The organism is Deinococcota bacterium, assembly GCA_030858465.1.
Taxonomy (GTDB): Bacteria; Deinococcota; Deinococci; order Deinococcales; family Trueperaceae; genus JALZLY01.
The window spans coordinates 1-22,692 of record JALZLY010000160.1 but is presented as its reverse complement, the minus strand read 5'-3'; the positions used below and the strand labels follow the sequence as shown (position 1 = coordinate 22,692).

The following is a 22,692-nucleotide window of genomic DNA, read 5'->3' as shown; positions in this document are numbered from 1 at the left end:
GCCACGCCCTTGGTAGTGGTAAGTAGTACTCGGTGGTACTCCGGGAGGGAGTAGCCGCTTCCCCCGACAATGGTTGCGAAAGCACCTGTCATCAACGTTTGCCGGTTACGTCATCCGGCTCTTTTTCATCCCGCCCTTCCACCACCCGGCGGTGACGGAGTTTGGAGCCTGAGCTATGAACACCGCTGATACCGGCAAGGCAAAACAAGACGAAGAATTAGCGGGCGCGCCTCGAGGCTGGCTGAACCGCACCGTGGGCGGCGCCGGGCTGACCTTTCTCTTACTCGTCAGGGACCCCGAACACACGCCCAACCCCGCGCTCAAGTTCTTCGCCACGCTGCGCGGCCTACCGCTGCGCTTCAGGCGTTATCTGGGAGCCGTGGGCCTCTTTGGCGCGGGCGACTTCTCGCACAGCCTCTTGATTCTAGCGGCGACGCAGCTGCTCACGCCCTCGCTCGGGGTGGTGCAGGCGGCGCAGGTCGCGGGCTTGCTCTACGTGGGGCGCAACCTCGTGCAGGTGCTCCTTTCCTACCCCATCGGCGCGCTCGCGGACCGCTACGGCGAGCTGGGCGTGCTCGTCTTGGGCTATCTCATGGGCGTCCTGACCGCCCTCTTCACCGCCCTCGCCTTCGTCCTTGGCGCGAACGGCATGATGCTCGTCATCCTGCTGGGGGCGATATTCTTCCTGGCGGGCCACTACGTGGCGGTGCAGGAGGCGCTGGAAGCTTCCGTGACCGCCGGAATGGTCGAGCAGGGCGTGCGCGGCGTCGGCTACGGCGCGCTCGGCACCGTCAACGGCGTGACCAAGTTCGTCTCGAGCGCCGGCGTTGGACTCCTCTGGACGGCGGTCTCGCCGGCAGTGGGCTTCGGCTTGGCCGCCCTGCTCATGACTGCCGGCACGCTGGCGCTGGCGCGGCTGCGCGGGGACGGATAGCCTCTAAGGAAAGGCCAAAGGAAAGGCCAATCGCGGGCCGGGCCACACACGCCTGGGCGTCACGGGTGGCATACTGTGAGCAGCATAGGATGGGCAGCATATCAGGGCTAGCACACTTGGGTTGGCACACTAAAGGCTAACACGCCTGGAAAAACGGCGATGGAGCCCGCCACAACCGCCCTGCGGGGCTGATGGCCCCTACTCGAGCGGTAGGGGCTTTTTCTTTTCCCCGGCAACACCCTGGAGGCAGCATGCACACGACCGAATTCGAGGTTCTCGAGACCCTAAAACAACCCTATTGCCCGCTCTGCCGGCTCGCGCAGGAGAGCGCCAAGGACTATCTGGCCGGCGTCTTGGGCGACGGCGTCAACGACGCTGATGTGCGTGACGACTGGCGGCGGCGCGGCGGGCTTTGCGGCAGGCACTGGCGGGTCTGGCGGGGGCTCGACGCGGCCGCGCTCTCCTCGGCCATCATGGCGCAGGACCTGCTCGGCAGCTATCTGGACAACGGCTTTCCCAAAAAGCGTGAATGCCGCGCCTGCCAGACCGAAGGGGAGGCCGAAGGCCGCTACCTCCAGTCGCTGCGTGGCCTGCCCGAGGCCAAGGTCGAAGAGGCGCTCGCGGCGGGCCGGGGCTTTATGTGCTTTCGCCACCTTGACATGCTGAAAGGCGGCCCGCTCAAAGACGCCTTTCAGGGGCGGCTCGAGGGGGTCCAAGGCGAGCTGGCCGAGTTCATCCGCAAAAACGACTACCGTTACGCACACGAGCCTAGCGGCGACGAGCGCGACAGCTGGCTGCGGGCGCTGCGCGCTCTGGGCGGCGAGGTGTGAGGACTAGGCGCCACCGTCGGGTTTCAGAGCCGCCTTTAGCTCCATGAGTTTCTCTTGCACCCGCCGCAAACGGACGATGTCTTCACGCGCCGCCTCATGGTGTGTTTTTCCCGCCGCCGCCGTTGCAACCGCCCCGTGCGTAAGGGCCACGGTCTCGGCGAGGCTTTGGGCCAGTGACGAGCCAAAGCGCAAGAACGCCTCGTCGATGTTTTGAAACAAGGCCCAGCGGAGGTTCTCCACGTTTCGCGTCACCAAGTCATGGACCCGCCCTCTCCAGCGCGCCTCGAGACGGCGGCGGCGGATGCCGGCGGGCAGGAAAGCGTCCCAGGCTCCAGGAGGGATGGGCTCGAGAAGGCTCGGCCCTTGTCGCGTCACCCAGTACGGTTGCCGGACCGTCTCGAAGGCTCCGCTGCTATCGGGGGCATGGCGCGGCAGCTCGAAAAGATCGGCGGCGGTGCCGCGGATGGCGAAGGTCAGCTCGTCGGCACGTTGCTGGTGCAGCCTGAGCACCTCGGCGGTCCTCTGGCGGACCAGGCCGGTCGCTTCTCTCGACTGGCGCTCGAAAAGCGCCAAGATCTCCCCTGCCAGCATCTCCTGAAGCCCTCCTTCCGCATCCCCTGCGGCGTTTGCGGCGGGCATCGCTGCTTCTACGCGCCCCTCCAGATGGGTCACCGCCTGGCTCCGGAGCGCGCTCGCATGGTCCTCCAAAAACTCGCGCAGGCGCAAGCGGTCACCCGCCAGCAGGTCTTTGGCGTGGCGGCTTTGCCCCTTGGCTTCCTCGATCTTTTCTGCTAGAACGGCCAGCTTGCGCTCGAGGTCCTCGAGCGGCATTTCCAGCGAGCGCACCACCAAACCAAGCTGCAGCAGCAGGTCGCCGAGAGCGTCCGCGGCTTTCTGGGCAACGGCTTCACGCAAGGCGGCGCTCTTCTCGGTGGCGAGAAAGGTCAGCAAATCCCCTTCGACCTCCGCCATGCCGCTCCGGCTCCAGAGGGCCGCGTCGCCCCGGCTGCGCGCCAAAAGTCCTTGACGCGCCGACACCAGGAAGATGCGCGCTTGAGAGATGCCGGCCCGTTCGGAGAGCGTTGCCCTTAAAAAGTCCGTCGCGGCCACCGTTTCCTCCGGGCTCAGGTAATCGACCTTGTTGAGAACAAAAAACAACCGCGGCACCTGGGCACGGACCTGCTCGAGAAAGACCAGCTCGGCCTCCGTCACGGGCGGGTCGGCGGAGAGAACGAAGAGGGCGGCGTCGCACTGAGGCAAGAAGCCCAAGGTCGCCTCGGTGTTGTGCCGTAGGGTCGAGCCGATGCCGGGGGTGTCGATGAGGACCACGCCGCCGCGCAAAACGCCTGCGGGATGAAAGACCTCGGCCTGCGAGACCCCCCGGCGGTTCTCCGGGTTTCCCTCTTCGCTCACGAAGCGCTCGAGAAAAGCGCGGAGGTCGTCCTCGCTCTCCCCCGCCACCTCTTCAGGAGGACGCCCGTCTTGGAACGACACGCGGGCGCGCAGCGCCTTCCCGGAGCGGATAAAGGTGGGAATAGCGGTCAAGGGCACGACCGAGGCGGGCAGCACGGCGACGCCCAGGAGGGCGTTGAGCAGGGTGCTCTTGCCGCGCTTGAACTGTCCGAGCACCGCGAGGTGAAAGCGGCCTTGGACCAGCCTCTCCTTGAGCGCCTGCAGCCGCGCGGTCGCCGGGGTGACCTGGTAGCCACTATAGTTCAGGTAATCCAGCCCCTTCACGCACGCCAGCGCGCCGTCGATGACGGCGGCGACGTCCGCAGCGTCCGTAGAGGGACGGGGCGCCGGCCGGCTCAAGGGCGCTCGAACTCCTCTTGCGGCAGCGTCGCGCCCTCGCGGCGGCCCGCCTCGAAGGGCTCGACGTGGATGGTGATGCTGAGCCTCGCCAGACGCCCGCGCAAGTCGTCCTCGAGGGCGACGGCGAGGTCGTGCGCCGCCCTGACCGTCAGATCCGGCGCGACGAAGATGTCCACCTCCGCAAAGCGGTTGAAGCCCGCCTGACGCGAACGCAAGCGGTGGTAGCCGAGCACCTCGGGCTGGGCGTTTAAAACCCCTATAATCACCCGCTCGTCCTCGTCGGGCAGCCTCGAGTCGAGCAGGCCGGCCGCCGCGCGGGCCATCACCTGCCAGCCTTCTCTCAAAATGCGGTAGGCGACGTAGAGGGCGACGAGCGGGTCCAGAACGAGCCAGCCGGTCGCGGCCACCAGCCCCAGGGCGACGAGCACCCCCGCCGAATTCCAGACGTCGATGAGCAGGTGCCGGGCGTTGGCCGCCAAGGCGACCGACTCCGTCCTCTTGGCGACCCGGCGCAGGTACCAGGCCGCGCCGGCGTTGAGCAGCGAGGCCGCAATGAGCAACAAGACGCCCCCGGCGACCTGCTCGACCTCGACCGGCGCGAAGAGCCGCCGGCCCGCCTCAAAGAGGATGACCGCCGCGGCGGCTAAGATGAGCGCCCCCTCCAGGGCGCTGCTCAAGTACTCGATTTTGCTGTGCCCGTAGGGGTGCTCGTAGTCGGCGGGGCGCCAGGCCAGACGCAGCGACAAGAGCACCGTCACCGCCGCCACGATGTTGGTGAGCGATTCGCCCGCGTCCGAGAGGATGGCGACCGAGCCGGTCAGCGCGTAGCCGAGGACTTTCATGGCGACCACGACCACAGCGACCCCCAGGCTCAAGTAGCCCGCGCGCATGCGCAGCCGCTGGGCTGAAACGCCTGTCACCATGTTCCCTCCTCGCTTCCGCTCACAGAGCCTCTCGAGCAGGCGCTGTGGCCGTGAGGCGGCGGGGTTTGAAAGATGCTGCTGGCGAATTCGAGAATGGCGTCCATCACAGCTATTATGGTGTCATTGCGTTCACGAAGTATCTCCCGAAGGGTAGAGCGAAGCGACGTGGCAATCTTGCTTTTTGCCGATGCCTACGAGATTGCTTCGCTTCGCTCGCAATGACAGACATTTTCCTCATAACAAACCCCGAGGGTTTTGGGGCTCTGGGCAATTCGCCAGCAGTATCTTAGACATTCTAGAAAACATCATAGAGGACATGAGGCTCCCGCCGGCGAACCGCGCTTCTCTAACGGTGTCTGCGGGTCGGCCTTGACCAGGTTGGCGAGGCCACATAGCCCTGGTAGAAGCGGTCGCCGTCGATGACGAAGATGAGCCTCAGTTCGTCGGCGCGAAGGCTCGAGGCGCGCACCGCCGCCAGGGCCGCGGCCGCGTTGGCGCCCGCGCGCACCGCCTGGTAGCGCGAGCTCATCATCCGGCCGGCGCTCCCTTCGGGGTAACCGAGGAGCAGGTTGACCGTCTCGCGCGCCTCGGGACTGAGGCCCTCCAGGAGCCTTTTGGTGACCTTGGCGGGGAACTCCTCGAAGAGGCGCACCCGGTCGTCGGGGTCCAACCCTTCTAGGAGCTGCACGAGTTCGGGGTCTTCCATCGCCCGGACGAGTCCGGTCTGTTCGCCCGGGTCAAGCATCTCGAAAACTTGGATGGCCCGGTTCTTTTCTAAAAGCCGGAAGGCGACGACCTGCTCTTTGGGCTCGAGTTCGCCGAGCACCTGCGCGACTTGCGAGGTTGTCGCCTTGTTGACGGCTGCTTTGACTCTATCGAGAGACACTCTATCGAGAGATGACCTGGCAATAAGATGTTTTAGATCATGCACGAGCATAATCCGGCCTCCTTCTTGGGCAATGGGGACCACACCGTCCCCACGGTTGAGCCCGAGATTTAGGCCGGTACGAGAAGGGGCGGCGCGGTCCAGTGTGAAATGGACGCTGACTTAGGCGACGGCGGTTCTAAGCTGGAACTGTCACTGATGTCGTCGTAAGACAATGGACGTGGCTCCCTTCTTGTGTGGTTTGGGTTTGTCAACGAAGAGCTTCGTAGTCTTGCCCTGTGCTCGGGCCCGCCCGGACTTGGGCGCTGCGGTAGACTGCTGCCATGCGAATCGGGATCATCGGCGCGATGGACGAGGAGATCGCGCGCCTGCGGGATGCCTTGGAGGGCGCGGAGGAGCAGCTCGGGGGCGGCTTTACCCTCTACCGGGGCGAGCTCGAGGGCAAGGAGGTCGTCGTGAGCAAATCCGGCATCGGCAAGGTCAACGCCGCCGTCAGCACCCAGTGCCTGCTCTTGGAGGGCGTGGACGCCGTCATCTTCACCGGCGTCGCGGGCGCGCTGGACCCGGAGTTGGGGGTGGGCGACCTCGTCGTCTCCACCGACCTCGTGCAGCACGACGTCGACGTGAGCGCGCTCGGCTACGCGCTCGGCGAGGTGCCGGGCGAAGGGCTCGCCTGGGCGGCCGACGCGAGGCTGCATGAGCTTGCCCTGGCGGCCGCGCGGGAGGCGCCGGACGTTCAGGTCAAGGCCGGGCGCATCGTCTCGGGCGACCAGTTCATCGCCGACGCGGCCAAGGTGCGCTGGCTGCGCCGGACCTTCGGGGCCGTTTGCGCCGAGATGGAGGGCGCCAGCGCCGCGCAGGTCTGTGCGCGCTACAGAGTACCCTTCGTCGTCGTTCGCTCGATCAGCGACGCCGCCGACGACCACGCCGAGGGAGACTTTCGCGCCTTTGCCGAACTCGCCGCCTTTCAAGCCGAGCGGGTGGTCCGGGCGATGTTGCGGCGTCTCTAACCTTCTCAGGCTACAGGGTGGTATGACTGGACCATCACCTTTCGCGCCGCCGCACTCGCCTGCTGTCTGCTTGCCCTGCTCCTGGCGGGCTGCCGGCCGCCGGAGACGCGCAGCCAGAGCGCTGGGGAAGCCGACCGTCAGGCGACCGTCAGCCTACCCGAAGGGCCGCGGCTGGGCCGCGCGCCGGTGCGGGTGACCCTCGAGGAGAACGGTCAGGCGGTCACGGGCGCGAGCGTGCGGGTGACCGGCGACATGACCCACGCGGGCATGGTGCCCGTCATCAGCCAGGCCGAGGAGACCGCGCCGGGCGACTACCTGGCCGAGGGCTTCGAGTTCAGCATGGCGGGCGACTGGATTCTCACAGCGGATATCGGCTACCCCGACGGCAGCCGGGAGATGAGCGAGCTGCGCGTGACGGTGCCGGGAAGCCAGTGAAGAGGAACCGGCTCGGCAGGGGCTCGAGGGCGTGACCCCTCGCCAAGCCTTGCGCCTCTGGTTGGCCGTCTTCAGCACCGGAGCAATTGAAGGTTTAAAATTCAAAATTGAAAAATAGGCTCCCTGCTGATTTTCAATTTTCAACCAGAGGTGTCCGCCTTGTCCAAAGCCATCGTGACGCAACCAAGGGGTTTCGACCTCTTCCGCCTGCCCGGTTTGCGCCGCTTTATCCGCTGGCGCTACGCCCGGCTGGTCTTTCAGCTGCCGCTGCTCGTACTGGCGATATTTGCCATTATCGACGGCTTTACCGGCCGCGACGTGGCGCCGCGGAACGTCGCCACCACCACCCTCTGGCTGCACTACCGCGGCCTGGTGGTGGTCGCCCTGGCGCTCGTCGGCAACGCCTTTTGCGCCGCCTGCCCCTTGATGCTCACGCGCGGCGCGACGCGCTGGTTGGGGGCCCGCCTGCCCAGGAAGCTGCGCTGGCCGGGCGGTCTCAGAAACAAATACCTCGTCGCCGGGCTGCTCCTGGCGGTGTTCTTCTCCTACGAGCTCTTCGACCTGTGGGCGAGCCCCTGGCTCACCGCCTGGCTGGTCGTCGCCTACTTCGTCGGCGCGCTCGCTATCGACACGCTCTTCCCCGCCGGGACCTTTTGCCGCTTCGTGTGCCCCTTGGGCAACTTCAACTTCGCCTACGCCACCGCCTCGCCGACGCAGATCACCGCTATAGACCACGACATTTGCCGCAGTTGCGAGCACAAGCCCTGCCTCCACGGCCGAGTCACTCTAGACGAAAAACCCGCTCACGCCGAGGCCGCCTTTATTCCCCTCGCCGACATCAAAAACGCCAACGGCAAGGGCTACTTTCCAGGCTGTGAAACGGACCTTTTCGTGCCCACCATCCAGTCCAACATGGACTGCACGAACTGCTTCAACTGCGTCCGGGCCTGCCCTTATGACAACGTCGCCCTGAGCCTGCGCCGCCCCGGCTGGGAGTGGACGCGCGCGCCCTGGCAGCGACGCGGGCGCTTGCCCGTTATCATGCTGGGCGTCCTCTTGGCCTTCTGGGGGCTCCTCAACGCCAGCGCCATGGTCGGACCCTACTACGCGCTAGCGCAGGCTATCGGCGACGCCTTGAACAGCCGCAGCGAGGCACTCGTCTTGGGCATCCTCTTTGCCGCCTTCACCCTTTTCGGCCTCGCCCTGACCACCGGGGTCGCCTGGCTCGCCGACCTCTTCGGCGGCGCCCGGAGTACGCCCTTAGAGGCCCTCATGCGCTGGGGCTACATCGCCCTGCCGCTCGGCTTCGGCTTCTGGGCGGCGCACTACCTCTTTCACTTTCTGACCGGAGCCCTTAGCATCGTGCCCGTCTTCGAGCACTTTTTCTGGTACCGGGGCTGGAATATCGAACCCAACTGGCGCTTAGCCCAGGTCGTGCCGACCGCTTGGCTCTTTCCCATCAGCGCCGCTTTGGTCAGCCTCTACACGCTGCTCGCGCTCACCACCGCCCTGCGCATCGCCCTGCGCGACTTCGGCTCTCGGGGCGTCCTGGCGATGTGGCCGCCGCTGCTCTACATCCTGCTCTACGCCGGCGCGTCGCTGCTCATCCTAGGCCTGCCGATGGAGATGCGCGGGACGCTCTTCATGACGGGCCTGTGAATGACGGGCCTGTGAACGGGATAGGGGCATTTGGCCTCTTTACCTCGAGCCCAGATATCCTTAAGATGAACGGAGTGTGGTTGAGTATATGACGCGCGCTCGAGCTCATCCCAAGCACCCTCTGCGGGTCCTGCTGTCTCTTGGACTCGTCTTGCTGCTCGCTGCCGCGCTGCCGCTGACCCCGTACCTGCTCAGCGAAGGGGGTCTGACGAGCAGCTCGAGCGCCAGCGGGCATGCGCATCACACAGATCATCCCGATAAAGCCGAGGTCCAGCACCTTCACTGCCTGAAGTGCGTGATGGCCGTCTCGAGCCTCCCGGCGGCGACCACCGCCGCCGGCAGCGTCCTCCCTGCTCGAGGCTCCCTCGCTACTGCCTATATAACACCCCATTTAAAGCTCCTCTTTGACCCCAATGCCGGAGCCAGAGCACCACCCGTTCATCTCTCCTAACAAGCCCACACAAAGCTAGCGCTCAGGCAAAAGCCGTGCTCCTAACTGCTTTCTGAGCACTGCCTAGAGGTCGCCTTGCAGGTCCAACCCTGACTTGCTCGAGCCCGACCGCCTGAAGACAGGCTAAAACTCAAGGAGATGAACTGATGCAAAGACGCATGGCTGCTCTTGTCGCTATGCTTCACCCTCGTCATTCCCGCCGACATCCCCCTAAGCGACTGATGCCCCTGGGCAACTGATGCACCGTACTTTAGGGCAACCCTGTTTCGAGCCGAGATGAAGGACGTAAAGGCCCATAGCGACTGTCTGCACCTCGACCCCGAGACGCGTAAGGCCGCCGCGCTCCGCCTAAAGAGCGCCAAGGGCCACCTCGAGGGCGTCTTGAGGATGCTCGAGGACCCCGATGTCTACTGCGTGGACGTCATGAAGCAGATCAAGGCGGTGCAGGGCGCGCTCAGCAAGATCAGCGAGGCGGTGCTGCGCTCGCACATCCGCGATCACGTGGCGACCGCCGCCCTCCGCGGGGACACCGAGGCGATGGTCGCCGAGCTCATGGAGGCCCTGAAGTACAAGACTTGACCAGGCCCTCAGCTTCTGCAAAAGAGGCATTCGCAAGCAGAGGCATTCGTTTTCTAAAGCGCCCCACAGCGCAAAAGGAGATTCAGCCATGAAAAACCGCATCCTGGCGCTCGCCGCCCTCCTCATCCTCGCCATCCCCACCGCCTACGCCCATCAAACGGCAACCGTCGGTGAAGGCGACAACCAGTTCAAGGTTATCGTCGGCATGGTCCGCGAGCCCATCTTCACCGAAGAGCGCAACGGCTTGGACCTCATCATCCGCCGCGCGGACAACGACGAGCCCGTTGAGAACTTAGAAGGCAGCCTCTCCGCCGAGATCACCTCACCCGACGGCCAATCGACCCACAGCTTTACCCTCCGGCCCCAGTACGGCAAGCCGGGCTACTACACCGACGAGATCATGCTGAGCGAGCCCGGTGACTACAGCATCCGCATCTTCGGCTTTATCGGCGAGGTGGAGTTCGACGAGACCTTCGAGACGCACGGCGTGAGAGCGCTGTCCGAGCTGCGCTTCCCGTGAACGCCCCGATGATGTTACGCTCTCTCCTGGTAATGGCTGCCCTGACCTCGGTCGGGGCGGCCCATGCCCACGCCTACCTGAGCGCCTCCACACCCGAGCAGAACGTCGTGATCGCCGATCTTCCCGAAGAGATCCGGTTGGTCTATAGCGAGCCCGTCGAGGTGCGCTTCAGCCTCTTCAAGGTCTATGCGCTCGAGGCCGACCCCGAGCTGTCCCTCGAGGCCGACGCGCAGCGGCTCAGCGGCTTGGCAGGCGCGCTCGTCTCCGAAGTGTTGGAAGCGCGCGGCGATGACGACGCCAGAGCCGACGCGGGCGTCAGCACTGAGGCGAGAACCGGCGCGGAGATCACGCTGGCGCTCAAAGAGGGCTTGGAGCCCGGTCACTACGTGGTGATGTGGCGCGTCCTCTCGATCGACACCCACACCACCCAGGGTTTTTACCTCTTTACTTACGACCCTTTTACTCATGACCCAGAAGCAAGCGACGACGCGACTGGCGAAGCAGGCGACTAGGTCCGCAGGTCATGGAAGCCGTCCTCAAGGCCAGCCTCTTTGTCGGCGCCGTCCTGCTCCTGGGCGCGGGGCTCTTCTCCCGCTGGATAGGCGCGGAACTGAGCAGCGCAACGAGTCGGAAACGCCTCTACTGGGGCCTGACCGCGGGCGCGGCGCTGCTCGTCCTTGCCAGCGTCGCCGAGATCACCACCACCGTTCAGCGGGCCGTGGGCGGCTTCTACCCCGACCTTATCTGGGATTACCTCCTCCATACCCGCCACGGTCAGGCAACCCTCGCCCGCGGCGGGCTCACTGCTTTGCTCGTGACGCTGGGATTGGGCGGACGCTTGCCCCGCACCGTCGACCGCCTGAGCTACGGTCTAGGTGGCCTGGGACTGTTGGCAAGCCTGAGCATCGTGAGTCACAGCGGGGCGATGGGCCCTCTGCCCTTTCTGGGCGACCTGGCGCACCTCATCGGCGCGACGCTCTGGGCGGGCGCGCTACTCTACTTCGCCTGGGCGCCTAACTGGACGGAAGCAAAACACGCGCTCGTGTCCGCGGTTTCCAAGGTCTCGAGCCTGGGCGTCTTCGGCGTCGCGGTCCTTACCCTGACGGGCCTCTACACCTCGACCCTGCACCTCTACGGCGTAGAAGCCCTGACCACCACGAGCTACGGCCTCACGCTACTCGCCAAAGTGGGGCTGGTGCTGGTGATCCTGGCTATCGCCGGAGCCAACCGTTGGCTCTTCATGCCCCGGCTCGAACGGGAGGGCCAGACGAGCGGGCTGCGCCGCGCGGTGCGGCTCGAGTCGGTCTTGCTGGTCGCCGTTCTCGGCGCGACCGGCGTGTTGAGCACCCGCGAACCCGCGCACGACCACCGTGATCACGGCGCGCAGCATAGCGCGGCGCACGATCTCAACGGCCATGACTCGCATGTGACACCTGAGCCCGGCGCACAGGTCAACGTCCTAGACCTCGCCGGCGACCCCGCCAGCGTCGAGCCACTCTTGGAAGCCAACGGCGCTTTTGCGCTCGTCGTGCGGGGCGAAGGGTTGGCAGAAGCCGACTTCAGCGTCGTCGACCCGAGCGGCGACCTTCAGCGACCGGATGCTGAGCTCGTTCCCACCCACCACGGCACCGACGAGCTGTGGCTGAGGCTGCCCGCACTGGCAAGCGGCCGCTGGGAACTTCTCGGCCCCGCGGGCGAACGCTTGTCCTTCACGGTACATCAGGGCGAGCTGGAGGGCGGCAGCGTGACGGCCTTTTTCCTGCCCACGCCGAGCCTGGCGGGAGGCGGGCTGAGCGAGGTCTTCGTCTACCAGGACGGCAACGCGAACGAGCGCCCGCTCTTCATGCATTACCGTATGCCCGGCATGGACCACGCCAGCGACGACGAGCGCTTCGAGCTCGAGCGCGACCCCTCCTATCACGACGGCCGCGCCCAGGCAAGGCGCGCCACCCTCAGCTTTCCGATGGTCGGCGCCTGGGAGGTCGCGCTCCTCTTTGGCGAGGAGGGAGAGGAGCAGCGCTTTACGCTCGAGATGCTCGCCGACTAGCCCAGCCATGATGCCCCTGCGTTATGATGCTCCTGCATGACTGGACGCTCACGCCTCATCCGCACCCTGGCCCTGCTCGCCCTGCTCGGCCTGGCCTTCGCCCACCCTACCGTCGTCTTCGGCGAGCTCGTCAGCGAGCCGCGGACGCCGCAGCCCGGCGAGCCCTTCACCCTCACCCTGAGCCTGCGCGAGCCCAGCGGGCTCGGCGTCCCCGACGCCTACGTCTTCGCCGAGTTCTTCCCTCCCGGCGAGCCCGTGGTGGACGGCCAGGGCCGCCGCGCCGAGTTTGCGGAGGCAGGGGAAGGCGTCTACCAGGCCGAGGCGAGCCTGCCCGAGGGCGGGACCTGGACCCTCAAGCTCCGCGACCGGACCTACCGCCAGGAGGAGACCAACGCCCGGCTCGAGTTCGCCATCGGCGCGGACTCGGGCACAGGCGCGGAGGCGAACCCGGCCTTTTTTGAGTTCGTCTTTCCCCCTACCCGGACGCCCATCGAGAGCGTGCTCACCTGGCTGCTCTGGCTCGTCGGCCTGCCGCTGCTCGTCGCGCTGGTGGTAACGGTCATCGTCCTCACCGGCAGCAAAGGGCAGACCGGCACGGCGCAAGGCAGCAAGGAACAACAAAGCAAGGAACCGGGCAAGAGGCGCGCCTAGCGTGAACCCGCTCGAGCAGACCTCGGGCACTATCGTCAACGTCGTGACCGTGCTGCTGGGCTCGAGCCTGGGCCTGCTGTTGCGCGGCCGCTTGCCCCAGCGCGTCCTGGTCGCGGTGATGCAGGCGCTGGGCCTCACCACGCTCTTCGTCGGCCTCAGCAACGCCTTCGACCTCACCCGGGTGAGCGAGCCGCCGGGTGTCATCGTCGGCCTCGTGGCGCTGGCCCTGGGCGGCGCGCTGGGCGAGTGGTGGCGCCTCGAAGAGGGGCTCGAGCGTCTCGGCGAGGCGCTCAAGCGGCGCTTTCGCGGCCAGGGGCGCTTTACCGAGGGCTTCGTCGCCGCCAGCCTGCTCTTTTGCGTGGGGCCGCTGACCCTGATCGGCAGCATCCAGAACGGCCTCATCGGCGACGATTCGTTTCTGTTGCTGAAGAGCGCGCTCGACGGCTTCGCCTCGCTGGCGCTGGCGGCCACCTTCGGCTTCGGGGTGGTCTTTTCGGTCGTAGTCATTGCCGTCTACCAGGGCGGGCTGTCGCTCGGCGCGGGTCTCTTCGCCAACCTGATCCCCGACCCCGCCGCCGACCCGCGGGTGCTGCTCGTAAACGGCGTGGGCGGCTTGATGATCCTCGGCATCGGCTTCGGGCTTCTGGATATCAAAAAGCTGCGGGTGGCCAGCCTGCTGCCCGCGCTCTTCCTGGTGGTCGCCTTCTACCACCTGGGCAGGCTGTTTTACTGAGCTTCACCGGCAAGCTTGCATGGTGCGGGCTCAGCCGAAGAGCTCGGCTACGGGGACCGTCCAGCCGGGTACGACCTCGCCACCGTCCAGCGCCCTCTCTTCACTCAAAATAACGATGTCGGTCAGCGAGCGGTAGACGGTCGCGGTGCGCTTGCGGGGGTCGAGCACGATGACCATGCACGTCCCGGCGCTCAGCCATTCGACGACCTTTTCCTCGAGCTCGGTATAGGTGTCTTCCGGTGACAGGACTTCCGCGGCCATATCAGGTGCGCCCGGCCAGTAGCCCTCCACGTCTCCAACAGCCTCTACCCTTGGCCGGCTCACGAGCGCGACATCGGGAGCGCGCACCGTGTCGGGGTTCGAGGCGATCTTGAAGCCGGTTTCGGCCGCATAGACCTCACCGAGATCATTCGCCACCACATGCCGCGCGAGCCGCCATCCTATCCTCATGGCGACCTTGCCATGCTGGTGCCCTGCCGGCGACATCTTCCTCAGCTCTCCCCTCAGCAGTTCGTAGAGAAAGCCGTCGTCCGGCATCATGAGCAGCTCTTCCGCCGTCACTGGGCGTGTTCGGGTGGTCATATGCTCAACCTCGAGCCGAGTCTAGCATAGGGCCGTGCTAGACTCGAGCCGTGATCAGCGACGGGGACATGGAGCACCTCAAGAGGCTCGCCCGACTCGAGCTGGGCGCCGCGGAGACCGAGGCGCTGAGGGGCGAGCTGAGCGCTATTCTCGCCTCTTTCGAGGAGCTGCGCGAGCTCGACACCGAGGGCGTGGAAGAGCTCGTCCGGCCCATCTTCAGCGTCAACGTCTTCCGCGACGACGCGCCGCGGCCCGGGCTCAGCCGTGAGGAGGCCCTGGCGGTGGCGGTGGCGCATGAGGACGGCTTTTTCAAGGTTCCGCGCACGCTCGAGTAGCCGTTCCGGTCTGGCTGCTCGAGCCTTCATGAAAGCCATTTGGGCCCGACGGTCGCATTTGCCGCGACCGCCACCCCGTATGATCAGCCCGTATGATCACCCCGTATGATCACCCCGAAAGGCAGGTTCCCATGACAAGAGTTCTCGGCGTGTTATTGGCCTTGTTGCTGGCTTTGGCGCTGTCTTCGTTATCGCTCGCCTTCGCGCAAGGCGTCTACATTGGTGCGGGTGTCTCGCGCGCGGCCGCCTTGGACGAGACGGTGAGCATCAGCCCGCAGTTGGGCATCAACCTCGCGCCGAGTATCGGCGTTCGCGCTCTGGTCGATACCAACCTCCGCCTGACGAGCTTTGGACGCGCCAGCGCCGACGCGCTCTTCAACCTCGCTTTGCCCTTTACCACCCTCTACGTCGGCGCGGGCGCCGACGCTTTTTTTGCCGACGGCCGCCTCGAGTTCACCGCCACGACCGTCTACGGCGCGCACGCTCTGGCCGGCGCGGAACTGCGCCTGGGTCCGCTCGGCGCCTTTGGCGAGGTGCAACCGGGGATCACCCTCGACGACAGCAGCCGCTACTTCAGGGCGCGCGCGGGCGTGAACCTGCACTTCTAGCACCGCGTTTCAGCTCCCGTGATGCTGCTCTTCCTGGGGCATCTCCGACGGGTGCTGCTTCTGCAAGCCACCGGCATTGACGGCGCTCTGGGGGCTCGCTAGACTGGCTCAACCTCCCCCGGCGCCCGCCGGAAAACCTGGAGGCCCCGGAGGGCATCATGTGCGCACCCAAGGTGATGGACATTGTTAGGCGGGAACTGAGCCGCCGCGAGCTGTTCAGGCTGGCGAGCGGCGCGGCCCTGGGCGGCGCCGCGCTGGCCTTGAGCCCTCGGGCCGCGGCGCAGACCGGCCTCCAGCTCGGCACCCTGGCCGACCTCACCCACACCCTCTCCGAGCGCTTTCCCGTCTTTCCCGCCTTCGAGCCCATGCGCATCACCACCCTGGTGACGGTCGAGCGCGATGGCTTCTACGCCAACCGCTGGGACCTGGGCGAGCACAGCGGCACCCATATGGACGCCCCAGCGCACTTCGTGGCGGGCGCGGTCACCGCCGATAGAGTGCCGCTGGAGAGCCTGATCGTGCCCTTGGCGGTGATCGACATTTCGGAGCGGGCGAACGCTGACCCCGAAGCGACGCTGACGGTCGAGGACATCGAGGCTTGGGAGGTCGCGCACGGTTCCCTTCCCGCCGGGGCCGCCGTCATGATGCACTCGGGCTGGGACGCGAGGGTGGACGAGCCGGCTAGCTTTTTGAACGCCGACGAGAGCGGCGTCCTGCGCTCTCCCGGCTTCTCGCCGGAGGCGGCCGATTTCCTGGTGAGCGAGCGCGACATCTCGGGCATCGGGGTGGACACGCTTTCGCTGGACATCGGTTCGTCCACCACCTTCGAGGTGCATCTGACCGTCCTGGGCGCGGGCAAGTGGGGGCTCGAGGGCGTCGCCAACCTGCGCGCCGTGCCCGCCGCGGGCGCTACCGTCATCGTCGGCGGCCCCAAGGTCTTGGACGCCTCGGGCGGACCCGTCCGGTTGATGGCCGCCTGGGCCTGACGGGCTGACGGTCCCATGACCACGCGCGCCCGGAGATTGTCTAGAATCCGGGCGTGTATCTCGAGGTCCGCAAGCTGCTCTGCGCCTCGCCGCTCCGCTTGGGCGAAGAGGTCGAGGTCGAACACTGTGCCATTCCCGAAGGTTATACGGTCGGCGCGGAGGTGTTTGTAAAGACTTGGAGCGAGTCGCTGGGGCGCGCCATCGAGATCTTCGAGTGTCCACTTTGCCACGACTACGACTTCGTCGCCAGGGGCGAGACCCTCTACCGCCACGGCTGCGGCGCGCTGCTGGTCCTGTACCGGCACCCGAGGAAGGATATCCTCGTCCTTCCCTAGTAGAAGCTCGCCTCGTAGTCCCTGAGCCGGCCCCCCTGGTAGCGAAAGGTGGCGGAGAAGGTTTCGCTCCCCTCCAACCAGGGCAAGAAGATCCGGTCGCCCGGCCACAGCTCGAGCCCCAGCAGGTCCTCGTCGGCGACCCAGCTCAGCTCGCCCTCGGCCGAAGCCCTGAGCTTACCCTCGAAGCCCGTCACCGTGTAGACGAAGACGTACCAGTCGTCGCGGCCGTCGAACAGGGGGAAGGTCAGGACGCCCCTGAAACGCATCTCCGTCACGCTGAGGCCCGACTCCTCATAGACCTCGCGGCGCACGCAGTCCTCGGGCGACTCGCCGGAGAGGAGTTTGCCGCCGAGCCCGTTGTACTTGCCGCGGTGGTAGTCGCCCTCGCGCCGGCGGTGGAGCATGAGGGTGTGGCCGTCTCGCTTCAAGTAGCAGAGCGTGGCGAGCTTCACCGCCGCGCCTCCCTAAAAGCAGCGACGAAGACAGCCAACAAGCCGGGGTCGTCCTCGAGGCGGCCGCCGACCTCGACCCGCAGCCGCGCGCCCCTGACGCTCTTTAGGTCAGGGCGAAAGGCCAGGACGCGGGCGAGCTGCTCGAGCGCCGCCTGCTTGTCTTGGGCCAAAGCTTGCAGGGTTTCATGTTTGATGGCGCCGCTGGGAGCGACCATGACCAGACTGACCTCGGTCCGGCCGGCCTTTGCCCGCACGAAAACCTGCTCGATCTGGTAACCCGTCCGCACGCCTCACCTTACCCCATAGCCGACCCCAGGGGACATGAAAAAGCGGCCCGGAGGCCGCTTCGGTGCTTTCAGTAATCAGTGCTTTCAGCTAAACCGCCGGCAGTCTACATGCCGGTCATGTCAAGCTCGATCTGGCCACGGATTTCGCCGCCGGGATTGTTCTCGGTGTGGACGTTGATGTAGAAGTTGCCCGCGCGGAGCGCGTCGAGCTGCTCGCTCGAGAGCTCTTCGCTCAGGCTGAAGGCGCCACTGCGCATGTCGGGGTTGGCGGTGACGGCGATCGGGAAGATGACGCCGCCGGCCTCGCCGCGCGGGGCTTCGTGGATGTGCGCGGGCGTACCGGCGACCTCGATCAGGTCGCTCTCGAGGTTCTCGAAGGTGCCGACGAGCTCGAGGGTGTTGCCCGTCAGGGTCACGGTGGCGGCGCCAAAGGCCAGGGTATCGACCGGCGGCACCTCCTCATCGCCGAAGAGTTCGACGAGGGTGGTCATCGCGTCCATATCCGCCGCGGTCTCTGGCGCCATCGGGGCGGCCGACTCCTCCTGCGCCATCCCCTCCTGCATGGCCATATCCGGTTGGGCTTGAGGGGCGCAAGCGGCGAGGGCAAGGGCAAGACCGAGGGCTAAAAGGCTAAAAATCTTTTTCATGTCGTCTCTCCATTCTTGACAGCCACGGACGGTCGTTCGTCTGCTTGCAAAGCGGTTCCGCGTCTGACTCTTCAGCCTGCCATGTCTTCGCCCTTGCCAATAAGGCATTTCATACAGTTTGTCAGGAAACGGTCATGTGGCGACAGAAACACGACCCTCTTGCCCACGACCCTCTTGCCGTCGTCCGGCGACTCGGTTTGCGACACGGCGCTTGCACCTTGTTTTCCTGATGGAGCGCTTGCAGGGAAGGTGGAGCGCTTACAGGGATGGGAGTACACAAGAACCGCCTGGAGTGCTAACATGGCTTTGTAAGGCGCAGTCGCCTTTTGCTTTTGCTTAGAAAGTATAAGTAAGAGTGAAGCTAAGATTATTCGGAATTTTCTCTGTCTACCTTGGAAAGTAAAGTCGAGGGAGGATAACGTGAGCAACGACAGTTTACGCCAGCGCCGCGCCGAAGCGGTCGCGCCCGCCGCCTACTCGGTGCATCCCTTTTACCCAGAGCGCGCCGAGGGATCGTACCTCTGGGACGCCGACGGCAAGAAGTATTTGGACTGGAGCGTCGGCATCGCGGTGATGAACATAGGCCACTCGCACCCGCGGGTATTAGAGGCCGTGCGCCAGCAGAGCGAACGCTTTCAGCACCTCTGCTTCGCGGTCGGCATGCACGAGAGCTATATCGCGCTCTGCGAAAGGCTCAACGGCCTCGCCCCCGGTCCCTCGCCCAAAAGGACCTTTCTCGTCAACTCGGGCGCCGAGGCGGTGGAGAACGCGGTCAAGATCGCGCGGGTAGCGACCAAGCGCCAGGGCGTGGTGGCCTTTACCCACGCCTTTCACGGCCGCACCCACATGACCCTGTCGCTGACCGGCAAGGCCGACCCCTACAAGGAGGGTTTCGCGCCCCGCGCCGCCGAGATCTACCGCGCCCACTACCCCTACCTCTACCGCAGCCCCCTAGCGGGCGCCAGCGAGGCGCAGAGCACGCGGTACTACATCGACCTATTGCAGGATCAGGTCAAGACGACCATCGGCGAGGGCGAGGTGGCGGCCTTTTTGCTCGAGCCCGTGGCCGGTGAGGGCGGCTTCATCCCCGCGCCCGAAAGCTTTCTCCGGGCCCTGCGCGCCTACGCAAGCGAGATCGGCGCCCTCTGGATCGACGACGAGATCCAATCGGGCATCGGCCGCACCGGCGCGTGGTGGGCGGTCGACCACTACGGCTTGGAGCCCGATATCATCACCAGCGCCAAGGCGCTCGCCTCGGGCTTTCCGCTCTCGGCGGTCATCGGCAAGGCCGAGGTAATGGACAAGGTTGGCCCCGGTCAGCTCGGCTCGACCTTCGGCGGCAACCCCACCGCCTGCGCGGCGGCGCTGGCTACGCTGGACGTTATCCTGGAGGAGGGGCTCTTGGAGCGGGCGCGCAAGATCGGTACGGTGCTCATGGGCCGCCTCCGTGACCTGCAGCTCGAGTTCGCGCAGTTAGGCGACGTGCGCGGCCTGGGCGCCATGATCGGCCTCGAGTTCGTCACCAGCGCCGAGGACAAGACGCCGAACAAAGAAGCGGTCCAGGCCATCGTCGCCAACGCCCGCGAGAGCGGCCTGATTCTCCTGCCGACCGGCACCTATGGCAACGTCATCCGTTTGCTTCCACCCATTCGCATGAGCGACGCCGAACTCGAGGAGGGTATGGAGGGGCTCGAGGCGGCTATCAGGCGCGCGCTCGAGCCGGTTACGGCGACGGTCTAGAGCCAGGACGGGCAAGGACCGGTGCCGAGAGCTGAGCTTGAAGCCTGCCGCTCAGCCCTCAGTCTTGTCCTTAAGCCGTCTTCTCGATAGGCACGCCCACCATGTTGCCCCACTCGGTCCAGGAGCCGTCGTAGTTGCGGACCTTGGGGTAACCCAGGAGGTACTTGAGGACGAACCAGGAGTGCGAGCTGCGCTCGGCGATGCGGCAGTAGGCGATGACGTCCTTGTCCTGGGTCACGCCCTTGTTCCCGTAGAGCTGGGCGAGGTCCTCGGCGCTCTTGAAGGTGCCGTCCTCATTGGCCGCCTGCGCCCAGGGGATGTTCTGCGCACCGGGGATATGGCCGCCGCGCTGGGCGCCCTCTTGGGGGTAGTTGGGCATGTGCAGGAGCTCGCCGCTGAACTCGGCGGGGCTGCGCACGTCGACCAGCGTCGCCTTGCCGCTCTGCACCTTGATGATGTGCTGCAAGACGTCTGGGGCGTAGGCGCGGATCGACTCGTCGCGGTAGGGTACCTCGTAGCCGCCCTTGGGGTGCGAGGGGGCCTCGGTGGTGAGCTCGCGGCCCTCGTCCAGCCACTTCTGACGGCCGCCGTTCATGAGGCGCGCGTCCTTGTGGCCGTTGTACTTGAAAAACCAGAAGGCGTAGGCGGCCCACCAGTTCGACTTGTCGCCATAGAGAACCACGGTGGTGTCGTTCGAGATGCCCTTTTCCGCCATCAGCTTGGCGAAGCCCTCTTCGTCGATGAAGTCGCGCACGTCCTGGCGCTGGAGTTCGGTGTGCCAGTCGAGCTTGACCGCGCCGGGGACGTGACCCTGCTCGTAGAGCAAGACGTCTTCATCCACCTCGATGAGGCGGATGGTGGCGTCGCTTAGGTGCTCGGCCACCCAGTCCGTCGAGACGAGTACCTCGGGGTTGGCATAGTTCATGGCTCACTCCTTGCGACGCTCGAGGCGTCTTTACCAAAATGTTGACATATAAAGTCAACTACTGCAACAAGCTAGCTAGCGCAAGGCGACCCGCACCGCGTTCTTACGAAAGGCGCCACGAGATTGGTAGCGAGGCGGCCGAATTACCGGAACGTCACGACAATAACCTCATCACCAACTATTAGAGACCTGCTCCACCCTCGGAGGAGGATCCTATAGATACGATCTTCATCCGCAGATGAAGATCGTACAGAGCTTCTCTTGTCCAACAAAACCTAGCGAAACGTCAGAAAGCCCCTTTCGTCTTCTACGCTTGTTATCACGTCACCTGAATCATCCTCGTCATAACGGACGATAAGAAAGCCAATGACCGTAACGTGGCCGGGTTGGCTTGCCGACAAGCGAAAGCTATGCTGGAGATCCATCGCTTCACCGCGTTCAAAGGTAAGCTCTCCATAATCTGTGGCAAGGGTGTCGCCATCGAACAGCTGAAGGCCCTCAGGCAAGGGCGAGACTGGATTGCAAAACCCACCCATCTCCGTCGGTAGTGTAATCAAAAGACAAGCACCAAGTTCTACAAAACTACGTTGGCAAAGTTAGCTGGTTTTAGCTATGATAGGGGTTGTCAGGCCCAGCAGGGGCACGATTACAGCGTAAGGAGGTGTGGTGATGGCCAGACGAGCCGCTCGCCCCCCAGCCACTGAGGTACAGACGCTGCATACCTTGCAGCGTCGCTGCCCATTGTGCGGTGTAGCCATGTGGGCGGACTACGACAACTACCGGACCGTAACGACACTGAGGCAGGTTGTCAGGTTACGCCTCAAGGTGCGTCGTTGCACCAACCCTACCTGCTCTTGCTATCATCAACCCTACCGTCCCGAAGCAGAGGGAGGTATTGCCCTACCGCAGCACGAGTTTGGTCTGGACGTCATCGCCCTAATAGGCACGCTGCGTTATCAGCAGCACCGCAGTGTGCCAGAGATTCACGAGCAGTTGCGGGCGCGCAAGCTGGAAATCAGCCAGCGAACGGTGAGCAACCTGCTCGATCGCTACGATGAGTTACTGGCCCTGTCGCTTACCGACGGGCAACGCTTGGCTGAGCTGACGCTCAAACAGGGGCGAGTGATTCTGGCACTTGATGGGCTGCAGCCGGATGTGGGTCACGAAGTGTTGTGGGTGCTGCGGGATTGTCTTTCTAACGAGGTATTGGTGGCACGGAGTCTGCTGTCGGCGAGCAGCGATGAGCTGAGCGGCTTACTGCGCGAGGTTGCGGGGGCGCTACCTGTTCCTATTGCGGCGGTCATCAGTGACGGCCAACAGTCGTTGCGCAAGGCTGTGCGGGAGGCTCTTCCTGGAGTAGTGCATCAGCTCTGTCAGTTCCACTACCTGCGAGAGGCGGCAAGACCCATCTACGAGGCCGACCGACACGCCAAGAAAGAGCTCAAGAAACGGGTGCGGGGTATCCGCCCGATCGAGTGCGCCCTCGAAGACCGCAAGGATAGCGAGGCGGAGGTCATTCGTGGGTATTGTGCGGCGGTGCGCAGTGCGCTGAGTGATGACGGTCGACCTCCCCTGGTCGCGTCCGGTTTGAAACTGCAGGCGCGCCTCTCGGCGATAGCCGGGAGTCTCGACCGGATAACAGGCCAAGGCAACGAGCAAGGTGGCGAGCAAGCTACAGAACAAGGGCGGGGGGGTCGTGAACTCCAGCGGTTGCGGGCTATCCTTAACCGAGGCTTAGCAGAGACGCAGTCGCTATGGCCTGATATCCGCAGCGCCTATGGCTGGGTACATCAGGCCGCTTGCATCCTCGATAACCCAACTAAGCTTGATGAAGGTGCCCTGTGAAACGGGTATCGGGGGGTGAAGCGGCAGCTCCGCGGCCTTTTAGGTGCTATGAAGCGTCACCGCAGCAAGGCAGGTGAGCTCACCCCAGCGGTCGACCACTTCCTCAAAGTCAGTCGCAGTTACTGGCCGGGGCTGTTTTACTGCTACAGGGTTCCTGGGTTACCCAAGACGAACAACGATTTGGAACAGTTTTTTGGTTCCCACCGCTATTATGAGCGGCGTGCGACGGGACGCAAGACCGCCTCGCCTGGGTTGGTGCTGCGCGGTTCGGTCAGGATTGTTGCGGCTGCCGCGACCAGAGTAACTACCTTCTCGGCCAACGACCTCGCGCCCACCAGCCTGGAAGCGTGGGCTGACTTGCGCCAAGAACTCGACCAACGTCGCCAAACCCGAACCCTGCAACGCCGCTTCCGTCAACACCCTGACGCTTACCTGGCACAGCTTGAAGCTGACTGGCTCCAGCTAACTTTGCCGCCGTAG

The 22,692-nt window shown here is 65.0% G+C and carries 25 protein-coding genes, 2 pseudogenes and 1 riboswitch; of the genes and pseudogenes, 18 read left to right on the top strand and 9 right to left on the bottom strand.

Annotation, left to right across the window (positions count from 1 at the left end; translation table 11 throughout):
- Nucleotides 1-268: 268 nt before the first annotated feature.
- Nucleotides 269-934 (top strand): annotated as a pseudogene (locus M3498_08145) (MFS transporter).
- A 146-nt stretch (nt 935-1,080) separates the two neighbouring features.
- Nucleotides 1,081-1,142: riboswitch (Fluoride riboswitch) on the top strand.
- Between the two features lie 43 nt (nt 1,143-1,185).
- A complete protein-coding gene (locus M3498_08140) occupies nt 1,186-1,764 on the top strand; it encodes a hypothetical protein (GenBank protein ID MDQ3459251.1) in 579 nt (192 codons plus the stop codon).
- Nucleotides 1,765-1,767: 3 nt separating this feature from the next.
- On the opposite strand, the gene M3498_08135 is transcribed toward M3498_08140, so the two are convergent.
- The 3 genes from M3498_08135 to M3498_08125 all read right to left on the bottom strand — a co-directional run bounded on the left by M3498_08135 (nt 1,768) and on the right by M3498_08125 (nt 5,385).
- Nucleotides 1,768-3,576: a dynamin family protein gene (locus M3498_08135; protein MDQ3459250.1), complete on the bottom strand. Its 1,809-nt coding sequence runs from the start codon at nt 3,574-3,576 to the stop codon at nt 1,768-1,770.
- Nucleotides 3,573-4,499, bottom strand: a complete 927-nt coding sequence (locus M3498_08130) for a cation diffusion facilitator family transporter (protein ID MDQ3459249.1) — start codon at nt 4,497-4,499, stop codon at nt 3,573-3,575. The genes M3498_08135 and M3498_08130 overlap by 4 nt, the downstream gene beginning before the upstream one ends.
- 346 nt (nt 4,500-4,845) lie before the next feature.
- A complete protein-coding gene (locus M3498_08125; protein MDQ3459248.1) occupies nt 4,846-5,385 on the bottom strand; it encodes a hypothetical protein in 540 nt (179 codons plus the stop codon).
- Between the two features lie 323 nt (nt 5,386-5,708).
- Between M3498_08125 and M3498_08120 the strand changes: the two genes are divergently transcribed.
- The 10 genes from M3498_08120 (at nt 5,709) to M3498_08075 (ending at nt 13,470) form a co-directional block, all read left to right on the top strand.
- The gene (locus M3498_08120) at nt 5,709-6,395 is read left to right on the top strand and encodes a 5'-methylthioadenosine/adenosylhomocysteine nucleosidase (protein ID MDQ3459247.1); all 687 of its coding nucleotides are present in this window, start codon (nt 5,709-5,711) and stop codon (nt 6,393-6,395) included.
- Nucleotides 6,396-6,581: 186 nt separating this feature from the next.
- Nucleotides 6,582-6,830, top strand: a complete 249-nt coding sequence (locus tag M3498_08115; protein ID MDQ3459246.1) for a FixH family protein — start codon at nt 6,582-6,584, stop codon at nt 6,828-6,830.
- Between the two features lie 159 nt (nt 6,831-6,989).
- Entirely contained in the window at nt 6,990-8,489 is a 1,500-nt protein-coding gene (locus tag M3498_08110) for a 4Fe-4S ferredoxin (protein MDQ3459245.1), read from the top strand.
- Between the two features lie 88 nt (nt 8,490-8,577).
- Nucleotides 8,578-8,940 carry a hypothetical protein gene (locus M3498_08105; protein ID MDQ3459244.1) on the top strand — a complete coding sequence of 121 codons (363 nt, stop codon included), beginning with the start codon at nt 8,578-8,580 and terminating at the stop codon, nt 8,938-8,940.
- A gap of 276 nt (nt 8,941-9,216) precedes the next feature.
- A complete protein-coding gene (locus M3498_08100; protein ID MDQ3459243.1) occupies nt 9,217-9,519 on the top strand; it encodes a metal-sensitive transcriptional regulator in 303 nt (100 codons plus the stop codon).
- An 88-nt stretch (nt 9,520-9,607) separates the two neighbouring features.
- A complete protein-coding gene (locus M3498_08095; GenBank protein MDQ3459242.1) occupies nt 9,608-10,039 on the top strand; it encodes a hypothetical protein in 432 nt (143 codons plus the stop codon).
- Between the two features lie 32 nt (nt 10,040-10,071).
- The gene (locus M3498_08090; GenBank protein MDQ3459241.1) at nt 10,072-10,551 is read left to right on the top strand and encodes a copper resistance protein CopC; all 480 of its coding nucleotides are present in this window, start codon (nt 10,072-10,074) and stop codon (nt 10,549-10,551) included.
- A gap of 11 nt (nt 10,552-10,562) precedes the next feature.
- A complete protein-coding gene (locus M3498_08085) occupies nt 10,563-12,086 on the top strand; it encodes a CopD family protein (GenBank protein ID MDQ3459240.1) in 1,524 nt (507 codons plus the stop codon).
- A gap of 36 nt (nt 12,087-12,122) precedes the next feature.
- Nucleotides 12,123-12,737, top strand: coding sequence for a FixH family protein (locus M3498_08080; GenBank protein ID MDQ3459239.1), 615 nt, complete (start codon nt 12,123-12,125; stop codon nt 12,735-12,737).
- A gap of 1 nt (nt 12,738) precedes the next feature.
- Nucleotides 12,739-13,470 carry a DUF554 domain-containing protein gene (locus M3498_08075; protein ID MDQ3459238.1) on the top strand — a complete coding sequence of 244 codons (732 nt, stop codon included), beginning with the start codon at nt 12,739-12,741 and terminating at the stop codon, nt 13,468-13,470.
- A 30-nt stretch (nt 13,471-13,500) separates the two neighbouring features.
- Here the strand turns inward: M3498_08075 and M3498_08070 are convergent, their stop codons facing one another.
- Complete coding sequence (locus M3498_08070; GenBank protein MDQ3459237.1) at nt 13,501-14,052, bottom strand: Uma2 family endonuclease; 552 nt, start codon at nt 14,050-14,052, stop codon at nt 13,501-13,503.
- Nucleotides 14,053-14,102: 50 nt separating this feature from the next.
- On the opposite strand from M3498_08070, the gene gatC reads away from it, so the two are divergent.
- The 4 genes from gatC (at nt 14,103) to M3498_08050 (ending at nt 16,316) form a co-directional block, all read left to right on the top strand.
- Nucleotides 14,103-14,387, top strand: coding sequence for an Asp-tRNA(Asn)/Glu-tRNA(Gln) amidotransferase subunit GatC (gatC, locus tag M3498_08065; GenBank protein ID MDQ3459236.1), 285 nt, complete (start codon nt 14,103-14,105; stop codon nt 14,385-14,387).
- A gap of 131 nt (nt 14,388-14,518) precedes the next feature.
- On the top strand, nt 14,519-14,995 hold the full coding sequence (locus M3498_08060; protein ID MDQ3459235.1) for a hypothetical protein: 477 nt from the start codon (nt 14,519-14,521) through the stop codon (nt 14,993-14,995).
- 158 nt (nt 14,996-15,153) lie between these two features.
- Nucleotides 15,154-15,981: a cyclase family protein gene (locus M3498_08055; GenBank protein ID MDQ3459234.1), complete on the top strand. Its 828-nt coding sequence runs from the start codon at nt 15,154-15,156 to the stop codon at nt 15,979-15,981.
- A gap of 53 nt (nt 15,982-16,034) precedes the next feature.
- Nucleotides 16,035-16,316: a hypothetical protein gene (locus M3498_08050; protein MDQ3459233.1), complete on the top strand. Its 282-nt coding sequence runs from the start codon at nt 16,035-16,037 to the stop codon at nt 16,314-16,316.
- Here M3498_08050 and M3498_08045 read toward each other — a convergent pair.
- The 3 genes from M3498_08045 to M3498_08035 all read right to left on the bottom strand — a co-directional run bounded on the left by M3498_08045 (nt 16,313) and on the right by M3498_08035 (nt 17,702).
- Nucleotides 16,313-16,768: an 8-oxo-dGTP diphosphatase gene (locus M3498_08045; protein ID MDQ3459232.1), complete on the bottom strand. Its 456-nt coding sequence runs from the start codon at nt 16,766-16,768 to the stop codon at nt 16,313-16,315. The genes M3498_08050 and M3498_08045 overlap by 4 nt on opposite strands.
- Nucleotides 16,765-17,055 (bottom strand): hypothetical protein, encoded by a 291-nt coding sequence (locus M3498_08040; GenBank protein MDQ3459231.1) that lies wholly within the window; start codon nt 17,053-17,055, stop codon nt 16,765-16,767. Before M3498_08040 ends, M3498_08045 begins: the two co-directional genes overlap by 4 nt.
- 104 nt (nt 17,056-17,159) lie before the next feature.
- A complete protein-coding gene (locus tag M3498_08035) occupies nt 17,160-17,702 on the bottom strand; it encodes a CHRD domain-containing protein (GenBank protein MDQ3459230.1) in 543 nt (180 codons plus the stop codon).
- Between the two features lie 420 nt (nt 17,703-18,122).
- Here M3498_08035 and M3498_08030 point away from each other — a divergent pair, with 420 nt between their 5' ends.
- Complete coding sequence (locus M3498_08030) at nt 18,123-19,442, top strand: aspartate aminotransferase family protein (GenBank protein ID MDQ3459229.1); 1,320 nt, start codon at nt 18,123-18,125, stop codon at nt 19,440-19,442.
- 70 nt (nt 19,443-19,512) lie between these two features.
- On the opposite strand, the gene M3498_08025 is transcribed toward M3498_08030, so the two are convergent.
- Nucleotides 19,513-20,367, bottom strand: a complete 855-nt coding sequence (locus tag M3498_08025) for a sulfurtransferase (protein MDQ3459228.1) — start codon at nt 20,365-20,367, stop codon at nt 19,513-19,515.
- A 275-nt stretch (nt 20,368-20,642) separates the two neighbouring features.
- Nucleotides 20,643-20,873 carry a hypothetical protein gene (locus tag M3498_08020; protein MDQ3459227.1) on the bottom strand — a complete coding sequence of 77 codons (231 nt, stop codon included), beginning with the start codon at nt 20,871-20,873 and terminating at the stop codon, nt 20,643-20,645.
- Nucleotides 20,874-21,123: 250 nt separating this feature from the next.
- Between M3498_08020 and M3498_08015 the strand changes: the two are divergent.
- Nucleotides 21,124-22,692, top strand: a pseudogene (locus M3498_08015) (transposase).

Bases quoted from the DNA above. Each gene is read 5' to 3' on its own strand.
- M3498_08140 (MDQ3459251.1), top strand. From the start codon at position 1,186: ATGCACACGACCGAATTCGAGGTTCTCGAGACCCTAAAACAACCCTAT.
- M3498_08130 (MDQ3459249.1), bottom strand. From the start codon at position 4,499: ATGGTGACAGGCGTTTCAGCCCAGCGGCTGCGCATGCGCGCGGGCTAC.
- M3498_08120 (MDQ3459247.1), top strand. From the start codon at position 5,709: ATGCGAATCGGGATCATCGGCGCGATGGACGAGGAGATCGCGCGCCTG.
- M3498_08105 (MDQ3459244.1), top strand. From the start codon at position 8,578: ATGACGCGCGCTCGAGCTCATCCCAAGCACCCTCTGCGGGTCCTGCTG.
- M3498_08100 (MDQ3459243.1), top strand. From the start codon at position 9,217: ATGAAGGACGTAAAGGCCCATAGCGACTGTCTGCACCTCGACCCCGAG.
- M3498_08095 (MDQ3459242.1), top strand. From the start codon at position 9,608: ATGAAAAACCGCATCCTGGCGCTCGCCGCCCTCCTCATCCTCGCCATC.
- M3498_08090 (MDQ3459241.1), top strand. From the start codon at position 10,072: ATGGCTGCCCTGACCTCGGTCGGGGCGGCCCATGCCCACGCCTACCTG.
- M3498_08085 (MDQ3459240.1), top strand. From the start codon at position 10,563: ATGGAAGCCGTCCTCAAGGCCAGCCTCTTTGTCGGCGCCGTCCTGCTC.
- M3498_08080 (MDQ3459239.1), top strand. From the start codon at position 12,123: ATGACTGGACGCTCACGCCTCATCCGCACCCTGGCCCTGCTCGCCCTG.
- M3498_08070 (MDQ3459237.1), bottom strand. From the start codon at position 14,052: ATGACCACCCGAACACGCCCAGTGACGGCGGAAGAGCTGCTCATGATG.
- M3498_08060 (MDQ3459235.1), top strand. From the start codon at position 14,519: ATGACAAGAGTTCTCGGCGTGTTATTGGCCTTGTTGCTGGCTTTGGCG.
- M3498_08055 (MDQ3459234.1), top strand. From the start codon at position 15,154: ATGTGCGCACCCAAGGTGATGGACATTGTTAGGCGGGAACTGAGCCGC.
- M3498_08035 (MDQ3459230.1), bottom strand. From the start codon at position 17,702: ATGAAAAAGATTTTTAGCCTTTTAGCCCTCGGTCTTGCCCTTGCCCTC.
- M3498_08025 (MDQ3459228.1), bottom strand. From the start codon at position 20,367: ATGAACTATGCCAACCCCGAGGTACTCGTCTCGACGGACTGGGTGGCC.